Raw genomic sequence first — 16,012 nt, 5'->3', positions numbered from 1 at the left:
TCCGGTTCGCCCGTCTCAGTCCTCGCCGCCCGTGTCGCGGGCCGCCTGCTCCACCAGCGGGATGATCCGCAGGGGCACCGGGTTCTCCATGACGATCGCCGTGGCGGCCCGGACGATGCCATCAAAACCGACAACCCGGTCGATCACCCGCTGGAGATCGGCGTTCGAGCGGGCCACCAGCCGGCACAGCATGTCCCCGGTGCCGGTCGTGGTGTGCAGTTCCAGCACCTCCGGCACGGTCGCCAAGTGCGCCCGCACGTCGGACCCTTGACCCTGCCGGATCTCCAGGGTCGCGAACGCGGTCACCGGGTAGCCGAGCGCCGCCGGGTCCACCTCGGGACCGAATCCGCGGATGACTCCGTTCGACTGAAGCCGGTCGAGCCGCGCCTGCGCGGTGCCGCGTGCCACCCCCAGCCGCCGGGACATCTCCAGCACCCCGATCCGCGGCTCCCGGGCCAGCAGCCCGATGATCCGCCCGTCCAGCCGATCGATCGCCATCCCCCCACCCTCCCGGCTGGTCATCCTGTACGGATCGCCCGCCCAAACCGCCGTATCACTGGTCAGGATGTCCAGTGAAAACGCAAACTATTGCGCACCTTGCTGACGCGGGAGACCCTGCGGCTATGACGCAGACCACACACCACACTCCCGACACCGCCCGGCAGGCAGACCCCTTCCCGGTCAAGGGAATGGACGCGGTCGTCTTCGCCGTGGGCAACGCCAAGCAGGCGGCGCACTACTACTCCACCGCCTTCGGCATGCGGCTGGTCGCCTACTCCGGACCGGAGAACGGCAGCCGCGAGACCGCGAGCTACGTCCTGGAGAACGGCTCCGCCCGCTTCGTCCTCACCTCCGTGATCAAGCCCGCCACCGACTGGGGCCACTTCCTCACCCGGCACGTGGCCGAGCACGGCGACGGCGTCGTCGACCTGGCCATCGAGGTCCCGGACGCGCGCGCCGCCCACGCCTACGCCGTCGAGCACGGCGCCCGCTCGATCGAGGAACCCCACGAGGTCCGGGACGAGCACGGCACCGTCGTCCTCGCCGCCATCGCCACCTACGGCGAGACCCGCCACACCCTCGTCGAGCGCACCGGCTACGACGGCCCCTACCTGCCCGGCTACGTCGCCGCCGAGCCGATGGTCGAGCCGCCCGCCCAACGCACCTTCCAGGCCGTCGACCACTGCGTCGGCAACGTCGAACTCGGCCGCATGAACGAGTGGGTCGGCTTCTACAACAAGGTCATGGGCTTCACGAACATGAAGGAGTTCGTGGGCGACGACATCGCCACCGAGTACAGCGCGCTGATGTCCAAGGTCGTCGCCGACGGCACCCTCAAGGTCAAGTTCCCGATCAACGAGCCCGCCGTCGCCAAGAAGAAGTCGCAGATCGACGAGTACCTGGAGTTCTACGGCGGCGCCGGCGTCCAGCACATCGCGCTGAACACCAACGACATCGTGCAGACCGTGCGCACGATGAAGGCGGCCGGCGTCCGGTTCCTGGACACCCCCGACTCGTACTACGACACGCTCGGCGAGTGGGCGGGCGAGACCCGGGTGCCCGTGGAGACCCTGCGCGAGCTGAAGATCCTCGTCGACCGCGACGAGGACGGCTACCTGCTGCAGATCTTCACCAAGCCGGTCCAGGACCGCCCGACCGTCTTCTTCGAGCTGATCGAACGGCACGGCTCGATGGGCTTCGGCAAGGGCAACTTCAAGGCCCTGTTCGAGGCGATCGAGCGCGAGCAGGCCAAGCGCGGCAACCTTTGACGCCACGACCGGCCAACGGCTAACCGGGCGGGTCCTCCACGGAGGGCTCGCCCAGCTCCGCCAGCGCCCGCTTCGCCTCCGGCGCCCGCAGCGGGGAGAAGTACGGATTGATCGTCAGCGCCTCCCCGAGCCGCCGCCGCGCCGGTCCGTACCGCTCCAGCTCCTTCTCGATCATCCCCCGGTGGAACGCGTACAGCGCACTGCGCACCCCGCCCCCCTGGTCGCCCTCCGTCGCGATCGTCGCGAACTCGAGCGCCTCCTCGTCCTCACCGGCCCGGTGCAGCGCCCAGCCCAGCGCGTCGGCCACCGCGGTCCCGGGCTGCCGCCCCCACTCGTCCCGCAGCCGCCGCACCGCCGCCCCCGGGTCGTCGTGATCGGCCTCGAACCGCCCCAGCACCAGCTCCTCGTCGGCCCCGGCCGCCCCGGCCGCCCGCACCCGCTCGCGCAGCAGGTCGTACTGCACCCGCGCGGCCTGTCCGAGCCCCAGCGACTCGTACAGCTCGCCGAGTTCCAGGGCGTACTCCGGACTCGGCTGCTTGACCAGCGCCGCCTGGTACGCGGACAGCGCGTCGGTCGTCCGGCCCAGCGCGGCCAGCGCCCGCCCCTGCCCCGCCTGCGCGGCCCGCTGGTCGGGGTCGACGCGCAGCGCCTCCCGGAAGAACCGCAGCGCCTCCTCCCGGTCCCCGCGCTCGAACGCCAGCCGCCCCGCCTGCTCCAGGTAGGCCGCCCGTTCGGCCGGTGCCCCGGCGGCCGCCGCCGCGTCCGAGATCCGCGCCGCCGCGTCCTCCCGCCAGCCCAGGTCCCGGTAGACGGCCGCGGCCCGCGCCCCCACGGCCGGTGCGCCCGGACGCAGCTCCATCACCTCGTCCAGGGCCCGCCGCACCCCCTCGTGGTCGCCGAGCCCGGTGTACGCGTCGATCAGTACCGCGTGGGCCGTCCACCGTTTCGGCCCCGCCTTCACCGCGCTCTCTCCCCACTTCTTCGCCGCGGGGAAGTCGCGCCGCGCCACCGCCAGCGCCGCCAGCCCCTCCAGGGCCTGCGGATTGCGCTGCGCCCCCACCTGGAGCGAGGTGCGCAGCGCCTTCTCGGCCTTGGGCCAGTTCGCCACGTCGGCCGTCCGGCGCCCCTGTTCGACGTACGCCGTCCCGAGCACCGCCCACGACACCCCGTCCAGCGGCTGCGCCCGCAGGTGCCTCTCCCGGTCACCGATCAGCACCGCCAGGTCCGGCAGCGCGGCCGGCACCCCCGTGGTGACCGCACCGCGCGCCAGCGCGGCGGGCCCCGGCGCGGGCGGGGGAGCGTCGCCGCCCCGGGACAGCAGCACCAGGACCCCGCCGAGCACGACGGCCCCGGCCGCGGAGGCGATCAGCACCCGGCGCCCGCGACGGGCGCGCCACCCGCGTTCGGTCTCCCTCTTCATGACCTCCATGGCGCTCACTGTGCGCCCGTACGACGGGTCCACCCGGGCTTGCGCCGGGTGCCGGCGACGGGGTTCACACCGATGGCCCCGGGTGCGAACCTGAGATCATGAGCCGTATCGAAGCGCCTCGCGACGCAGCCGGAGCCGGAGCCGGAGCCGCAGCCACCGACGCCGACGCAGCCGCCGCGGTCCGAGCGCCCGCGCTCCCCGGCACCCTCGTCGACCGGCTGCTCACCGGCCTGCCCGCCGACGCGGTGCTCACCGACCCCGACGTCACGGCCTCCTACGCCCACGACATGGCGAGCTTCTGCCCGGCCGGGGCCCCCGCGGTGGTCGTCCTGCCGCGCACGGTCGAGGACGTCCAGCACGTCATGCGCACCGCCACCGAACTGCGCGTCCCGGTCGTCCCCCAGGGCGCCCGCACCGGTCTGTCCGGCGGCGCCAACGCCACCGACGGCTGCGTGGTCCTCTCCCTGACGAGGATGGACCGCATCCTGGAGATCGACCCGGTGGACCGCGTCGCCGTCGTCGAACCGGGCGTCGTCAACGCCACGCTCTCCCGCGCGGTGAACGAACACGGCCTGTACTACCCTCCCGACCCCTCCAGCTGGGAGACGTGCACCATCGGCGGCAACATCGGCACCGCCTCCGGCGGGCTGTGCTGCGTCAAGTACGGGGTGACCGCCGAGTACGTCCTCGGCCTGGACGTCGTCCTCGCCGACGGCCGCCTCATGTCCACCGGCCGCCGCACCGCGAAGGGCGTCGCCGGGTACGACCTCACCCGCCTCTTCGTCGGCTCCGAGGGCTCGCTCGGCATCGTCGTACGGGCCGTCCTCGCGCTGCGCCCCAAGCCGCCCGAGCAGCTGGTGCTGGCCGCCGAGTTCGCCTCCGCGTCCGCCGCCTGCGACGCGGTCTGCCGGATCATGGGGACGGAGGGGCGCGAGGCGGGCGGTGCCGGGCGGGGGGAGGGCGGGCACGTGCCGTCCCTCCTCGAACTGATGGACCGTACGACCCTGAGGGCGGTCAACGACCTCGCCCGCATGGGCCTGCCGGAGACCACCGAGGCCCTCCTGCTCGTCGCCTTCGACACCGCCGACCCGGCCGCCGACCTCGCCGCCGTGGGCGCGCTCTGCGAGGCCGCGGGCGCCACCCGGGTGGTCCCCGCCGACGACGCGGCCGAGTCCGCACTCCTCCTCCAGGCACGCCGCCTGTCCCTCACCGCCCTCGAAGCCGTCAAGGGCACCACGATGATCGACGACGTGTGCGTGCCCCGGTCCCGGCTCGGCGACATGCTGGAGGGCATCGAGCGCGTCGCCGCCGAGTACGACCTCACCATCGGGGTCTGCGCCCACGCGGGTGACGGCAACACCCACCCGACGGTCTGCTTCGACGCCCGCGACCCCGACGAGTCCCGGCGGGCCCGCGCGTCCTTCGACGAGATCATGGCCCTCGGCCTGGAACTCGGCGGCACCATCACCGGCGAGCACGGTGTGGGCGTGCTGAAGAAGGAGTGGCTCGCGCGGGAGATCGGTCCGGTGGGCCTGGAGATGCAGCGGGCGGTCAAGGGGGTCTTCGACCCGCTGGGCATCCTCAACCCGGGCAAGCTCTTCTGATCCCCGCCGGCCCGCAGTGGCCCGCGTCGGCCTCACCGCTAGGTACCGGTCCTCACCGCTCGACACCCGCCCTCACCGGGTCCTCGCCGGGTCCTCACCGGGCGAGCAGCTCGGCCAGCCCGTCGTCGATGCCGAGCCGGCCGCCCTCGGTCCCCGGCGGCACCGTCCGCAGGGTCCGCTCCAGCCAGGCCGACACCTGGGCCGTCGGCGCCTCCAGGAGGGCGTCCCCGTCCGGACTGCTCAGCGCCATCAGCACGACGCTGCGCCCCTCCGCCTTCGACGGCCACACCCGTACGTCCCCCTGCCCGCACGGCCGGAACACCCCCTCCACCAGCAGTTCGCGGGCGAACGTCCAGTGCACCGGGTGGCCGGAGCCGACGTGGAAGGTGATGTGGACGGCGTACGGGTCGTCGGCGTGGTAGCCGAGCAGGGCGGGCACCGGGACGCCGCGCTCGGGCGACAGGATGAGCCTCAGCTCCAGTTCGCGCTCTACGACGGCGGGGTTGGGGTGCATGAAGGGGTGTCCTCTCTCGTACGGGTCCGCACGGGCCGCCTGGAACGGGCCGCACGAGGGGGAGCGGCGAGGGCCGTGAGCGTTACGCGGGTTCGTGAAACTTTTTCCCCACCTCTGTCCCGCGTGTGAAGGTCCATGCACGAGGTTGCCCGGAAAGGGTGGGTCCGGCGGGACCGGCGGTGCGGATTGCGCCCGTCTGATAGATGTTGAGCCCCCTATCAACCCCCGAGCAGATACGGGACGACGGACATGAGCGCCCCAACCCCGGCCCCCGGCGACGACACGCCCCGTGAGGGGTATTACCCGGACCCGTCCATTCCCGGCTACGTCCGGTACTGGAACGGCGCCTCCTGGGTGCCGGGCACCAGCCGTCCCGCGCCCAAGGACGGCGAAGCGCTCGCGCCGCCGGCCGGTGCGCGGCCCTCCCTGGAGGAGACCGGCCCGCACTTCTTCGACGAGGACCCGGTCGAGGACCCGCCCGCCGCGGCGTCCCAGCACGGCAGCCGCCCGGAGGCCGCCACGGCCTGGGGTGCCGACCGCTCCCACCAGTCCGGCTTCGCCGACGCCTCGAACCGGCGCGTCGCCTGGCCGGGCACCGCCCAGGGCGCGGACCCGAGGGTCCCGCACGCGCGCGGAGGGGGTCCGGCCGGGGGAGCGGCGGCCGGGGCCGGTCCCGCCGACGCGGGCGCCGGTGGTGGCTCCGGTCAACCGGGGTCCGGTCACCCGGGTTCCGCTTCCGGTTCAGGTTCCGCTTCCGGTTCAGGTTCCGCTTCCGGTTCCGTTTCCGGTTCAGACGGTGGTGCGGGCCCGAGTGGTGCCCGTGCCGGGGCCGTTGGGGGGTCCGGTGGGCCGGGGGCCCGCGCCGGCGGAGGGTCCGGTGCGACGGCGTCGGGGGGTGCGGGAGCGGTCGGCGGTGCGCGGGAGGGGCACGGCCCCGGCGGTGCCGCCGGGGCGGGAGCGGTCGAGGGACGGCCCGCGCAGAGTGACGGCCCCCGCTCCGCGCGGGCGGCCACCGCGCCGGGGACCGCGTCCGGCGAGGCGGAGGCCGGGTCCGGCAACACCTTCGTCTTCCGGCGCCCGACGGCCGGTGCCGGGCACACCCCGGCCCCCGACGAAGGCGCCGGTGGCGGCGGCGACGAGGGGACCATGACCTTCCGTGCGGTCTCCCCGCGCGCGGGCGCGCCGGGAGGTGACGCGGCCGTCGCGGGCGGCCCCGGCCCCGGCTTCGGTGCCGGCAAGGCCGCCGCCGCCCGTGCCGCGGCCATGCAGGGTCCGACGGCGCTCTCCGGCCCGCAGCGGACGGGCCCGTCGGGAGGCCCGGCCGGCCCGGCCGTCCCGCACCAGGGCGCCGCCCCTCAGCCCGCCGTCTCCGCCCCGGTCGCGCCCGGTCCCGGCGGGGGCCAGACCTCGTGGGCGCAGCAGGTGCACCGGCTCGCCGGCGCGGCCGGGGACGAGCCGCCCGTCGCGCCCTGGAAGCCCCCCGTCGAGGACGTGTTCCAGGCCGCAGCCCGGCGCCAGGCGGCGGCCCGGCCGGCCGGACTCGGCAAGCGGCTGGCCGCCCGGCTGATCGACACCGTCGTCCTGGCGGGCGTCACCGCGGTGGCCGCCGTCCCGCTCGGCGGCAGGGCGATCGACCACGTCAACGACAAGATCGAGGCGGCCCGGCTCTCGGGCGAGACCGTCACGGTCTGGCTGCTGGACGGCACGACGTCCACCTGCCTGGGCATCGTGCTGGCCGTCCTGCTGCTCTTCGGCGTCGTCTACGAGGCGCTGCCCACCGCCAAGTGGGGCCGCACCCTGGGCAAGAGGCTGCTCGGCCTGGAGGTGCGGGACATCGAGGCGCACGAGCCCCCGTCCTTCGGCGCGGCCCTGCGCCGCTGGCTGGTCTACAGCGTCCCCGGTCTCCTGGCCGTCGGCCTCGTGGGCGTCGTGTGGTGTCTGTTCGACCGGCCGTGGCACCAGTGCTGGCACGACAAGGCGTCCGGCACGTTCGTGGCGGGCTGATCCGCCGGCCGGCACCCGTGGGCCGCCTCCCGCGGGCCGGCACCCGCGGGCGGGGCCCGCCCACGTCGAATGACGGCTCGGGCACGGCGACTCCCCCTCCCGGCGTCACCACCTCCACCCCCGGCCCCACCCCCGGCCCCACCCCCGGCACCGCCGCCCCGCCCCCCGCCCCACCACCGGAGGCACCCGTACTCCGGACGGCGGCGCGCCGGATGCGCCCCGGGAGGGTTCGCGGTCGACTCGGGCCATGAGCAGCGAACCGCCCCCCGGATCCGGCGGGCAGCCGCCGGAAGACGACCCGTTCAGGAAGCGCCCCCCGACCCCCGGTCCGGGCCAGGAGCCCGGCCCCGGCCCCGACCCGGGCGTGGGCGGTACGGGCTCGCCGTACGACACCCCGCCCCCGCACGGCGGCACCGGCCGGCCTCCGCCGTACGGCGGCAGCGCGTCCTCCCCTCCGGGCGGGGGCGGTCCGTACGGCGCTCCGCCCCCCGGCGGGGGCGGTGGCCCCTACGGTGCTCCGCCCCCGGGCGGCGCAGGTCCCTTCGGAGGCGGCCCGTACGGTGGCGGCTCCCGCCCCACCGATCCGCCGGCCGGCATGCCCCCGCTCGCCGACAGCGGGCGGCGCACCCTCGCGCGGATCCTCGACATGATCCTCGTGGGCCTCGTGGTCTGGCTGCTGAGCTGGGCCTTCAACGTCCAGGAGTACCAGGTCGACGGCGACGACATCTCGTTCGGCAAGTCCTTCGGGCAGTCCCTGATCGCCGCCCTGCTCTACATCGCCTACGACACCTACATGACCAGCAGGTCGGGCCAGACCCTCGGCAAGAAGTGGCTCGGCCTGCGGGTGGCCAACCTGGACGACGGCGCCACCCCCTCGGTGCAAACGTCGCTGGTCCGCGCCTTGGTGCTGTGGATCCCGTTCGCCTTCTGCTGCGCCTGCGTCTGGACGGTCGTCGCGGGCGGCTGGAGCTTCTTCGACCGGCCCTACAAGCAGGGCCTGCACGACAAGGCGGCCAAGACCGTGGTGGTCAGCACCCGTTGACGTACCGGAGGACCGGGGCGGGGGAAGGCGTCAGGCGGCGCGACCGCGCACCGACTCGCCCGCCCCCGCGGAGACCCGGGCCGCCGGCGCCGGCTCCCGGTCCGCGGCGGGCCGGCGGGCCGGCACGGCGGTCACCCTGCGCGCCCTCGGCTGGGGGACGGTCATGGCGACCAGCAGCCCGAGGGCGAGCGCCGCGACGGCGACGACGGCGATTCCAGGACCCGAACTCGTCTGTGACAGCAGCAGCATGGCGAGCGTCGACAAGATCACGGTGCACGTACCGTAGGCGAACTGTGCGGCGGTCGGACGGGGCATGGCCATCGTGTCCTCGGAAGACAATCTGGGGGTGAGACGGGCTGTCGGCCTGGTTTTCCGCCGGCTTCCGGGCGTGGTGCCAAGCGACTCTAACCCGCTGTGTGCCCGAGGGGAACCGGCAGTAAGCACGGCCTGACCGACGGGGCCGGTGCACGGGGGGCGCACGGATTCATGGCGCCCGGGAAGTGGACGGTCCCGCGCGCCCGTCCGGAGCCGCACCCGGCCCCGGCGCGATGTCCGCAAAGCGAACCCGGTCTCCGCATAGTGCAGTTGTCCTGCTCAAGTCAAGGTCTGTCTTTTCCGGTGAACCTCTAGTCAAATGTCGTCACTTGACTACACGCGTTGACCACGTGTGCGCGGACTTTGCATGCCCTTGTCCCCCCATCCGCGCGCGTGCACGCGGGGGAGGAATTCAAGTGACCAGCAGATCCTGGAAGTTCAGAACGGCGGCGACCACCGTCGCCCTGGCGGCCGCCACCGCCACGCTCTCCGCGGCGGGCGTCGCACAGGCGGACTCGCCCGCCAAGCCGGAGGCCGTGGACCACCACGACCCGCACCCCGCGAAGGACATGCACGCGCATGACCTCAAGGGGCCCCTGAGTGACACCCAGGCGGCCCAGCGCGAGGAGGCCCTGAAGCAGGTCATATCCGGCAAGGCCTCCGTGAAGAAGAAGGACGGCTCCAACGTCGTCCAGCTCAAGAGCAAGAAGGGCGACGCCAAGTACGTCGAGCTGGGCCGGGAGAAGACCGACAAGATCTTCACCATCCTGGTCGAGTTCGGCGACCAGACCGACAGCCGCTACGGCGGCGACGCGGGCCCGCTGCACAACCAGATCGCCGAGCCCGACCGCAGGACGGACAACTCGACGGCCTGGCAGGAGGACTACGACCAGCAGCACTACCAGGACCTGTACTTCGGGTCCGGCAAGGGCGTCGACTCGGTCAAGACGTACTACGAGAAGCAGTCCTCCGGCCGATACTCGGTCGAGGGCGAGGTCTCCGACTGGGTCAAGGTCCCCTACAACGAGGCCCGCTACGGCAACAACGCCTGCGGCGCCACCAACTGCCCCAGTGTGTGGAACGTCGTCAGCGACGGCCTGAACGCCTGGGTCGAGCAGCAGAAGGCGGCCGGCCGCACCGACGCCCAGATCAAGGCCGACGCCGCCCGCTTCGACGAGTGGGACCGCTACGACGGCGACGGCGACGGCGACTTCAACGAGCCCGACGGCTACATCGACCACTTCCAGATCGTGCACGCCGGCGAGGACGAGTCCGCGGGCGGCGGCGCCCAGGGCACCGACGCGATCTGGGCCCACCGCTGGTACGCCTTCGGCACCGACGCCGGCGCCACCGGCCCCGAGCAGAACCGGCTCGGCGGCTCGCAGATCGGCTCCACCGGCATCTGGGTCGGCGACTACACCATCCAGCCGGAGAACGGCGGACTCGGCGTCTACGCCCACGAGTACGGCCACGACCTCGGTCTGCCGGACCACTACGACACCGCCGGCGGCGAGAACTCCACCGGCTTCTGGACGCTGATGTCGTCCGGCTCGTGGCTCGGCACCGGCCGCGACGAGATCGGCGACCTGCCCGGCGACATGACCGCCTGGGACAAGCTCCAGCTCGGCTGGCTGAACTACGACACCGCCAAGGCGGGCGTCGACTCCTGGCACAAGCTGGGCGTCGCCGAGTACAACACCAAGCACAAGCAGGGCCTGGTCGTGGAGCTGCCGAAGAAGGCGGTCACCACCGAGATCACCACCCCGGCCGAGGGCGCGACCCAGTGGTGGAGCGGCAGCGGCGACGACCTCAGGAACACGCTGAGCCGTTCGGTCGACCTGACCGGCAGGTCGGAGGCCGAGCTGACCTTCGACGGCTGGTACGACATCGAGGCCAACTACGACTACCTCTACACCGAGGTCTCCACCGACGGCGGCGCCAACTGGACCGCGATCGACGGCACGATGGACGGTCAGCCGATCCCGCGCGACGCCGCCGACAAGCCGGCCCTGCACGGCACGCTCGACGCGTACACGGAGTTCACGTACCCGCTCGACGCCTACGCCGGCAAGAAGATCGACCTCCGCTTCCGCTACCAGACCGACGGCGGCGTGGCCCAGAAGGGCTTCACGGCCGACCGGATCACGGTCACCGCGGACGGCGAGGCGCTCTTCACCGACAACGCCGAGACCGCGGACGCCGCGTGGACGGCCGCCGGCTTCTCCCGCGTCGGCGCCTCCTTCAGCAAGGACTACGCGCAGTACTACATCGCCGAGAACCGGCAGTACGTGTCGTACGACAAGACCCTGAAGGCCGGCCCGTACAACTTCGGCTTCACGGAGCGCCCGGACTGGGTGGAGCACTACCCGTACCAGAACGGCCTGCTGATCTGGAAGTGGGACACCTCCCAGGCGGACAACAACACCAGCCAGCACCCGGGCACCGGTCTCCTCCTGCCCGTCGACTCGCACCCGACCGCGATGACGTGGAAGGACGGCACGCTGGTGCGCAACCGCATCCAGTCGTACGACTCGCCGTTCAGCCTGTACCGCACGGACGCCCTCACGCTGCACAAGGCGGACGTGGCGAAGTACTTCCCGGGCTCGAAGGGCGTCTCGGTCTTCAACGACCGCAAGAGCGACTACTACGACGAGTCGAACCCGACCGGCGGCGTCAAGATCACTGACACCAACACGAAGATCAAGATCCTGAAGGAGGCCAAGAACGGCTCGACGATCGAGCTGGAGGTCGGCCCCGCAGGCAGGTAAACAGCATCTGCCCAGGTCAGAGCGTGATCGGCGGTGACCCCCTGGCGGGTCGCCGCCGATCCGTGTTTAGGTGCGTCCTGTGACTCTCTTATTGACACCTGGTTCGACAACCGGACCGGCACCGGCTGACACGGGGGTATGACCGCATGGCCGCAGGAGGCTTCTGCAAGCTGCCGAACGGCACGGTGGTGGTGGCACTGAACCTGCCCAGCCCCGTCGGACCGGAGGGCAGCCTGCGCTTTCTCGTCCACGCCCCCAACCGGGCGCGCGCCCTGACCAGGCTGCGCAACCTGGGACTGCGCGCGGTCTACCTGCGGGGCAACGCCGCCCCGCCGACCCCGGACGAGATCACGGCGGTCCTGCACCACCCGGACGGCCTGATATGGCGGACGGCACCGGTGACCGGCGTCCCGGGCGGCCCGGAACGGGTCCAGGAGCTGTGGCACCCGGTCCGGGCCCTGCTCAGAGGCCCGACGGCCCAGACGTAGCCGGGCCCGGCCCCGCTACTGGACGACCGGCTTCCCGGGCAGCTCGACGCCCGCCGCCCGCAGCTCCTCCAGCGCCCGCTCGGTGCTCTCCGCGGCCACCCCGGCGGTCAGGTCCAGCAGCACCCGGGTACGGAAGCCCTCGCGGGCGGCGTCCAGGGCGGTGGCCCGCACGCAGTGGTCGGTGGCGATGCCCACGACGTCGACCTCGTCGATCTCCCGGGTCCGCAGCCAGTCGGCGAGCCGGGTGCCGTTCTCGTCGGCGCCCTCGAAGCCGCTGTAGGCGGCCGAGTACGCCCCCTTGTCGAAGACGGCGTCTATCGCGCCGGAGGCGACGGCGGGGGCGAAGTTCGGATGGAAGCCGACCCCCTCCGTGCCGGCGACGCAGTGCGCCGGCCAGGAGTGGACGTAGTCGGGGTGGTCGGCGAAGTGGCCGCCCGGCGCGACGTGGTGGTCGCGGGTGGCCACGACGTGGCGGTAGCCGGCGGGCGCCTGCCCGATCAGCTCGGTGATGGCGGCGGCCACGTCGGCACCGCCGGTCACCGCAAGGCTGCCTCCCTCGCAGAAGTCGTTCTGCACGTCTACGACGATCAGGGCGCGGCGCATGGTCGGTGTCCTTCGGCTGGGGCGACTGCGGGGTGGGGAGGGGACGAGTGGGCTGGTGGTGCGGGCCGGCCGGCCCGCACCAGCTTTAGCTACCCGAGCCCCCGTGCACGTACTCCGTCGGAATGACGGGTTCCCCCCGGGAGAGCTGGGTGGCGGACAGCGGCAGGTTGGCGCGGGCGGCCGCGTGCCGGTCCCGGGCGGCGTCCAGCGGCTCGCGGGCGACCACCTCCCCGCCCCTGACCAGCTCCACGAGGAGCTGCCGGCCGGCGAGGTCGTCGGGCACCGGCCCGGTGCCGATCACCTCGGCCTCCGCGTACCCCTGGGAGTCCAGCCGCCGGGCGGCCCACTTGCGGCCGCCGACCGAGGTCTTGCCGCCGCTGGACTTCTTGGCCACCGGCACCAGCGGCGCCCCCTCGCCCGCGGGACCGCCGGACTCGCGGGCGACCAGCTTGTAGACCATCGAGGCCGTCGGGTGCCCGGACCCGGTCACCAGCTGGGTGCCGACGCCGTACGCGTCCACCGGCGCCGCCGCCAGCGAGGCGATGGCGTACTCGTCCAGGTCCGAGGTCACCACGATCTTCGTCTCCGTGGCCCCCAGCTCGTCCAGCTGCTGCCGCACCCGGTGGGCGACCAGCAGCAGGTCGCCGGAGTCGATGCGCACGGCGCCCAGCTCGGGCCCGGCGATCTCCACGGCCGTACGGACGGCCTCGGTGACGTCGTAGGTGTCCACCAGCAGCGTCGTGTTCCGGCCGAGCGCGTCCACCTGGGCGCGGAAGGCGTCCCGCTCGGTGTCGTGGAGCAGGGTGAAGGCGTGGGCGGAGGTGCCGACGGTGGGGATGTTGTAGCGGAAGCCGGCGGCCAGGTCGGAGGTGGTCGCGAAGCCGCCGACGTAGGCGGAGCGGGCGGCGGCCACCGCGGCCAGCTCGTGGGTGCGGCGGGCGCCCATCTCGATCAGCGGACGCTCCCCGGCGGCCGAGGCCATCCGGGAGGCGGCGGCGGCGATCGCCGAGTCGTGGTTGAGGATGGAGAGGATCACCGTCTCCAGCAGCACGCACTCGCCGAAGGTCCCCTCGACCCGCAGGATCGGCGAGCCCGGGAAGTACACCTCGCCCTCGGGATAGCCCCGGATGTCGCCGCTGAAGCGGTACCCGGCGAGCCAGTCCAGGGTCTCCCCGTCGACGATCCCCTTCTCGCGCAGGAAGCGCAGGACCCCCGCGTCGAAGCGGAAGTTCTCCACCGCGTCCAGCACCCGCCCGGTGCCCGCCACCACGCCGTAGCGGCGCCCGTGCGGCAGTCGGCGGGTGAAGACCTCGAACACGCTGCGCCGCTCCGCGGTGCCCGCCTTCAGGGCGGCTCGGAGCATGGTCAGCTCGTACTGGTCAGTGAAGAGCGCCGTCGACGGGACGTCCACCGGCAGCCCAAGGTCGGCTGTGTTCATGGCAAGGATCGTACCCCCATTTCGTCAGTCTGACGATTTATGGTCGCGTGGCACGGCCCACAGGCCCGTTTGTGCGGGCGCCCCCCTGTGGTGGCAGCATGGGCCATGTGACCGCAGCCGCACCCATGGAGATCGAGAAGACCGAGTCGGCGGAGGAGGTCTTCGCCGTACCCGAGCCCGACGTGCCCTGGGTGACGATCGTGCACAACGATCCCGTCAACCTCATGAGTTACGTGACGTACGTCTTCCAGTCCTACTTCGGCTATTCGAAGGAGAAGGCCACCAGGCTCATGATGGACGTCCACCACAAGGGCCGGGCGGTCGTCTCCAGCGGCAGCCGCGAGGAGATGGAGCGGGACGTCCAGGCCATGCACGGCTACGGTCTGTGGGCCACCCTCCAGCAGGACCGGAAATGACCCACGCCCGCCCGCAGGACGGAAGTAGCTGAATCACCTCCATGCCAGGACAGTTCGAACCGCTCCCCGGCGGCGGCGCGGCCGTCGCCCTCGACGACGTCGAGACCTCCATCATCCGGTCGCTGGCCGTGCAGCTCCTGGAGCTGATCGGTCCCGGTCCGGCCGAGGACGCCTCCGACGACCCGCTCGCCGAACTCTTCGCCGAGGGCCCGAGCGAGCCGCCCTCCGACCCGGTGCTGCGCCGCCTGTTCCCCGACGCCTACGGCGACCCCGAGGGCACCCCGCAGGCCAGGGAGGCCGAGGAGCAGCGGGCGCACTCCGCCGAGTTCCGCCGCTACACCGAGAACGACCTGCGCGCCGGCAAGCGCGGCAACGCGCTCGCGGTGATCCGCTCCCTGGACGCCCTCGCCTCGGCGAGCGCGGGTGCGGGCGAGGGCGGCGCGGTGCTGAAGCTGTCGGCGCAGGAGTCCCGGCAGTGGCTGAGCACCCTGAACGACCTGCGCCTGGCGATCGGCTCCCGGCTGGAGATCGACGACGAGGACGACACCGACCTGCTCTACCGGCTGCCCGACGAGGACCCGCGCAAGCCGATGGTGATGGCCTACCTGTGGCTCGGCGGGCTCCAGGAGACGCTCGTCGCGACCCTCATGCCCTGAACGGGGCGGTCCGCCCCCCTCCGCGTCCGCGTCCGCTCGGCGGAGTCTCGGCTCCGGGTGACGATCCCTTCGAGACGCCGCCCCCGGCATCGGCCGGGCGGTGCTCGAGAGCCGCCACCCGCGGATCACCGAACGGCGCGGCGAGCCGGAGAGGGAGAAGGCCCCCTGACGACCGCTCCGGCCGCTCCGGCCACCCCGGTCGGCGGGCGCTGACCAGCGCGTTCACGCGCCAGGGACGTCCGGCCGCCCGGGGCGCTCATGTCGCCCCGGTGCGTGGGCCGCTCCGAATGTCCGGCATGCGGGCCGGTCCGTACCACCCCTCGGTACGGACCGGCCCTTCTGCTTATCCTGGCCGCATGCTGACCATCACCCAGGCCCTGTACGACCAGATCGTCGCCCACGCGCGCGAGGACCACCCCGACGAGGCGTGCGGCGTGGTGGCCGGTCCCGCCGGCGAGGGCCGCCCCGAGCGCTTCGTCCCGATGCTGAACGCCGCCCGCTCGCCGACCTTCTACGAGTTCGACTCCCAGGACCTGCTGAAGCTCTACCGGGAGATGGACGACCGCGACGAGGAGCCGGTGGTCGTCTACCACTCCCACACGGCCACCGAGGCCTACCCCTCGCGCACCGACATCACCTACGCCAACGAACCCGGCGCCCACTACGTCCTGGTCTCCACGGCGGACACCGACGGCGCCGGCGACTTCCAGTTCCGGTCGTTCCGCATCCTGGAAGGAGAGGTGACGGAGGAGGAGGTCAAGGTCGTGGAGACGTACTGAGCCCGACCTGATCTCGTATCGCGGATGAATTGCGTCCGAAGTGTGAGATCACCCTCCTGGAGCGGGACCGGGAATCGATACGATGAGCCCATGGTTCTTCTCGACGTGAGCGAAAAGGCGCCGGGCACGCTGCTCGTGGCGCGGCTGCACGTCGACCTGTGCAGGCTGAACAGCGCCATCTGTTGAT

The 16,012-nt window shown here is 72.8% G+C and carries 16 protein-coding genes; 10 read left to right on the top strand and 6 right to left on the bottom strand.

Annotated features, from left to right (window positions below):
• Positions 1-15 precede the first annotated feature (15 nt).
• Positions 16-498, bottom strand: a complete 483-nt coding sequence (locus tag ACVV2G_RS11500) for an Lrp/AsnC family transcriptional regulator (RefSeq protein ID WP_453842548.1) — start codon at positions 496-498, stop codon at positions 16-18.
• Positions 499-623: 125 nt separating this feature from the next.
• Here ACVV2G_RS11500 and hppD point away from each other — a divergent pair, with 125 nt between their 5' ends.
• Complete coding sequence (gene hppD, locus ACVV2G_RS11495) at positions 624-1,769, top strand: 4-hydroxyphenylpyruvate dioxygenase (RefSeq protein ID WP_453842547.1); 1,146 nt, start codon at positions 624-626, stop codon at positions 1,767-1,769.
• Between the two features lie 19 nt (positions 1,770-1,788).
• On the opposite strand, the gene ACVV2G_RS11490 is transcribed toward hppD, so the two are convergent.
• Complete coding sequence (locus tag ACVV2G_RS11490; protein WP_453842546.1) at positions 1,789-3,198, bottom strand: tetratricopeptide repeat protein; 1,410 nt, start codon at positions 3,196-3,198, stop codon at positions 1,789-1,791.
• 98 nt (positions 3,199-3,296) lie between these two features.
• Here ACVV2G_RS11490 and ACVV2G_RS11485 point away from each other — a divergent pair, with 98 nt between their 5' ends.
• Complete coding sequence (locus ACVV2G_RS11485) at positions 3,297-4,802, top strand: FAD-binding oxidoreductase (RefSeq protein WP_453842545.1); 1,506 nt, start codon at positions 3,297-3,299, stop codon at positions 4,800-4,802.
• A gap of 94 nt (positions 4,803-4,896) precedes the next feature.
• On the opposite strand, the gene ACVV2G_RS11480 is transcribed toward ACVV2G_RS11485, so the two are convergent.
• On the bottom strand, positions 4,897-5,316 hold the full coding sequence (locus ACVV2G_RS11480; protein ID WP_453842544.1) for an SsgA family sporulation/cell division regulator: 420 nt from the start codon (positions 5,314-5,316) through the stop codon (positions 4,897-4,899).
• Between the two features lie 249 nt (positions 5,317-5,565).
• On the opposite strand from ACVV2G_RS11480, the gene ACVV2G_RS11475 reads away from it, so the two are divergent.
• Together ACVV2G_RS11475 and ACVV2G_RS11470 are read left to right on the top strand one after the other, a co-directional pair.
• Complete coding sequence (locus tag ACVV2G_RS11475) at positions 5,566-7,320, top strand: RDD family protein (RefSeq protein WP_453842543.1); 1,755 nt, start codon at positions 5,566-5,568, stop codon at positions 7,318-7,320.
• 247 nt (positions 7,321-7,567) lie between these two features.
• Positions 7,568-8,362: an RDD family protein gene (locus tag ACVV2G_RS11470; RefSeq protein ID WP_453842542.1), complete on the top strand. Its 795-nt coding sequence runs from the start codon at positions 7,568-7,570 to the stop codon at positions 8,360-8,362.
• Positions 8,363-8,392: 30 nt separating this feature from the next.
• On the opposite strand, the gene ACVV2G_RS11465 is transcribed toward ACVV2G_RS11470, so the two are convergent.
• Entirely contained in the window at positions 8,393-8,677 is a 285-nt protein-coding gene (locus tag ACVV2G_RS11465; protein WP_453842541.1) for a hypothetical protein, read from the bottom strand.
• Positions 8,678-9,093: 416 nt separating this feature from the next.
• Here ACVV2G_RS11465 and ACVV2G_RS11460 point away from each other — a divergent pair, with 416 nt between their 5' ends.
• Positions 9,094-11,445, top strand: coding sequence for an immune inhibitor A domain-containing protein (locus ACVV2G_RS11460; protein WP_453842540.1), 2,352 nt, complete (start codon positions 9,094-9,096; stop codon positions 11,443-11,445).
• Between the two features lie 146 nt (positions 11,446-11,591).
• Complete coding sequence (locus tag ACVV2G_RS11455; RefSeq protein WP_453842539.1) at positions 11,592-11,933, top strand: hypothetical protein; 342 nt, start codon at positions 11,592-11,594, stop codon at positions 11,931-11,933.
• Positions 11,934-11,948: 15 nt separating this feature from the next.
• On the opposite strand, the gene ACVV2G_RS11450 is transcribed toward ACVV2G_RS11455, so the two are convergent.
• Entirely contained in the window at positions 11,949-12,536 is a 588-nt protein-coding gene (locus tag ACVV2G_RS11450) for a nicotinamidase (protein ID WP_453842538.1), read from the bottom strand.
• Between the two features lie 85 nt (positions 12,537-12,621).
• Positions 12,622-13,974, bottom strand: coding sequence for a nicotinate phosphoribosyltransferase (locus ACVV2G_RS11445; protein WP_453842537.1), 1,353 nt, complete (start codon positions 13,972-13,974; stop codon positions 12,622-12,624).
• Positions 13,975-14,072: 98 nt separating this feature from the next.
• Between ACVV2G_RS11445 and clpS the strand changes: the two genes are divergently transcribed.
• The 4 genes from clpS to ACVV2G_RS11425 all read left to right on the top strand — a co-directional run bounded on the left by clpS (position 14,073) and on the right by ACVV2G_RS11425 (position 16,011).
• On the top strand, positions 14,073-14,390 hold the full coding sequence (clpS, locus tag ACVV2G_RS11440) for an ATP-dependent Clp protease adapter ClpS (protein ID WP_453842536.1): 318 nt from the start codon (positions 14,073-14,075) through the stop codon (positions 14,388-14,390).
• Between the two features lie 41 nt (positions 14,391-14,431).
• Positions 14,432-15,046: a DUF2017 domain-containing protein gene (locus tag ACVV2G_RS11435; RefSeq protein WP_453842535.1), complete on the top strand. Its 615-nt coding sequence runs from the start codon at positions 14,432-14,434 to the stop codon at positions 15,044-15,046.
• A gap of 356 nt (positions 15,047-15,402) precedes the next feature.
• Complete coding sequence (locus ACVV2G_RS11430) at positions 15,403-15,825, top strand: M67 family metallopeptidase (protein ID WP_453842534.1); 423 nt, start codon at positions 15,403-15,405, stop codon at positions 15,823-15,825.
• Positions 15,826-15,915: 90 nt separating this feature from the next.
• A complete protein-coding gene (locus tag ACVV2G_RS11425) occupies positions 15,916-16,011 on the top strand; it encodes a putative leader peptide (RefSeq protein ID WP_310873142.1) in 96 nt (31 codons plus the stop codon).
• Position 16,012 lies beyond the last annotated feature (1 nt).

This window comes from Streptomyces sp. JK94 (genome assembly GCF_053613315.1).
Note: the sequence above shows the minus strand (reverse complement) of the source record. Positions and strands in the feature narration are given on the sequence as shown.

Coding starts and splice junctions, on each gene's coding strand:
- ACVV2G_RS11500 (WP_453842548.1), bottom strand. CDS start 498: ATGGCGATCGATCGGCTGGACGGGCGGATCATCGGGCTGCTGGCCCGG.
- hppD (WP_453842547.1), top strand. CDS start 624: ATGACGCAGACCACACACCACACTCCCGACACCGCCCGGCAGGCAGAC.
- ACVV2G_RS11490 (WP_453842546.1), bottom strand. CDS start 3,198: ATGGAGGTCATGAAGAGGGAGACCGAACGCGGGTGGCGCGCCCGTCGC.
- ACVV2G_RS11485 (WP_453842545.1), top strand. CDS start 3,297: ATGAGCCGTATCGAAGCGCCTCGCGACGCAGCCGGAGCCGGAGCCGGA.
- ACVV2G_RS11480 (WP_453842544.1), bottom strand. CDS start 5,316: ATGCACCCCAACCCCGCCGTCGTAGAGCGCGAACTGGAGCTGAGGCTC.
- ACVV2G_RS11475 (WP_453842543.1), top strand. CDS start 5,566: ATGAGCGCCCCAACCCCGGCCCCCGGCGACGACACGCCCCGTGAGGGG.
- ACVV2G_RS11470 (WP_453842542.1), top strand. CDS start 7,568: ATGAGCAGCGAACCGCCCCCCGGATCCGGCGGGCAGCCGCCGGAAGAC.
- ACVV2G_RS11465 (WP_453842541.1), bottom strand. CDS start 8,677: ATGCCCCGTCCGACCGCCGCACAGTTCGCCTACGGTACGTGCACCGTG.
- ACVV2G_RS11455 (WP_453842539.1), top strand. CDS start 11,592: ATGGCCGCAGGAGGCTTCTGCAAGCTGCCGAACGGCACGGTGGTGGTG.
- ACVV2G_RS11450 (WP_453842538.1), bottom strand. CDS start 12,536: ATGCGCCGCGCCCTGATCGTCGTAGACGTGCAGAACGACTTCTGCGAG.
- ACVV2G_RS11445 (WP_453842537.1), bottom strand. CDS start 13,974: ATGAACACAGCCGACCTTGGGCTGCCGGTGGACGTCCCGTCGACGGCG.
- clpS (WP_453842536.1), top strand. CDS start 14,073: ATGGGCCATGTGACCGCAGCCGCACCCATGGAGATCGAGAAGACCGAG.
- ACVV2G_RS11435 (WP_453842535.1), top strand. CDS start 14,432: ATGCCAGGACAGTTCGAACCGCTCCCCGGCGGCGGCGCGGCCGTCGCC.
- ACVV2G_RS11430 (WP_453842534.1), top strand. CDS start 15,403: ATGCTGACCATCACCCAGGCCCTGTACGACCAGATCGTCGCCCACGCG.
- ACVV2G_RS11425 (WP_310873142.1), top strand. CDS start 15,916: ATGGTTCTTCTCGACGTGAGCGAAAAGGCGCCGGGCACGCTGCTCGTG.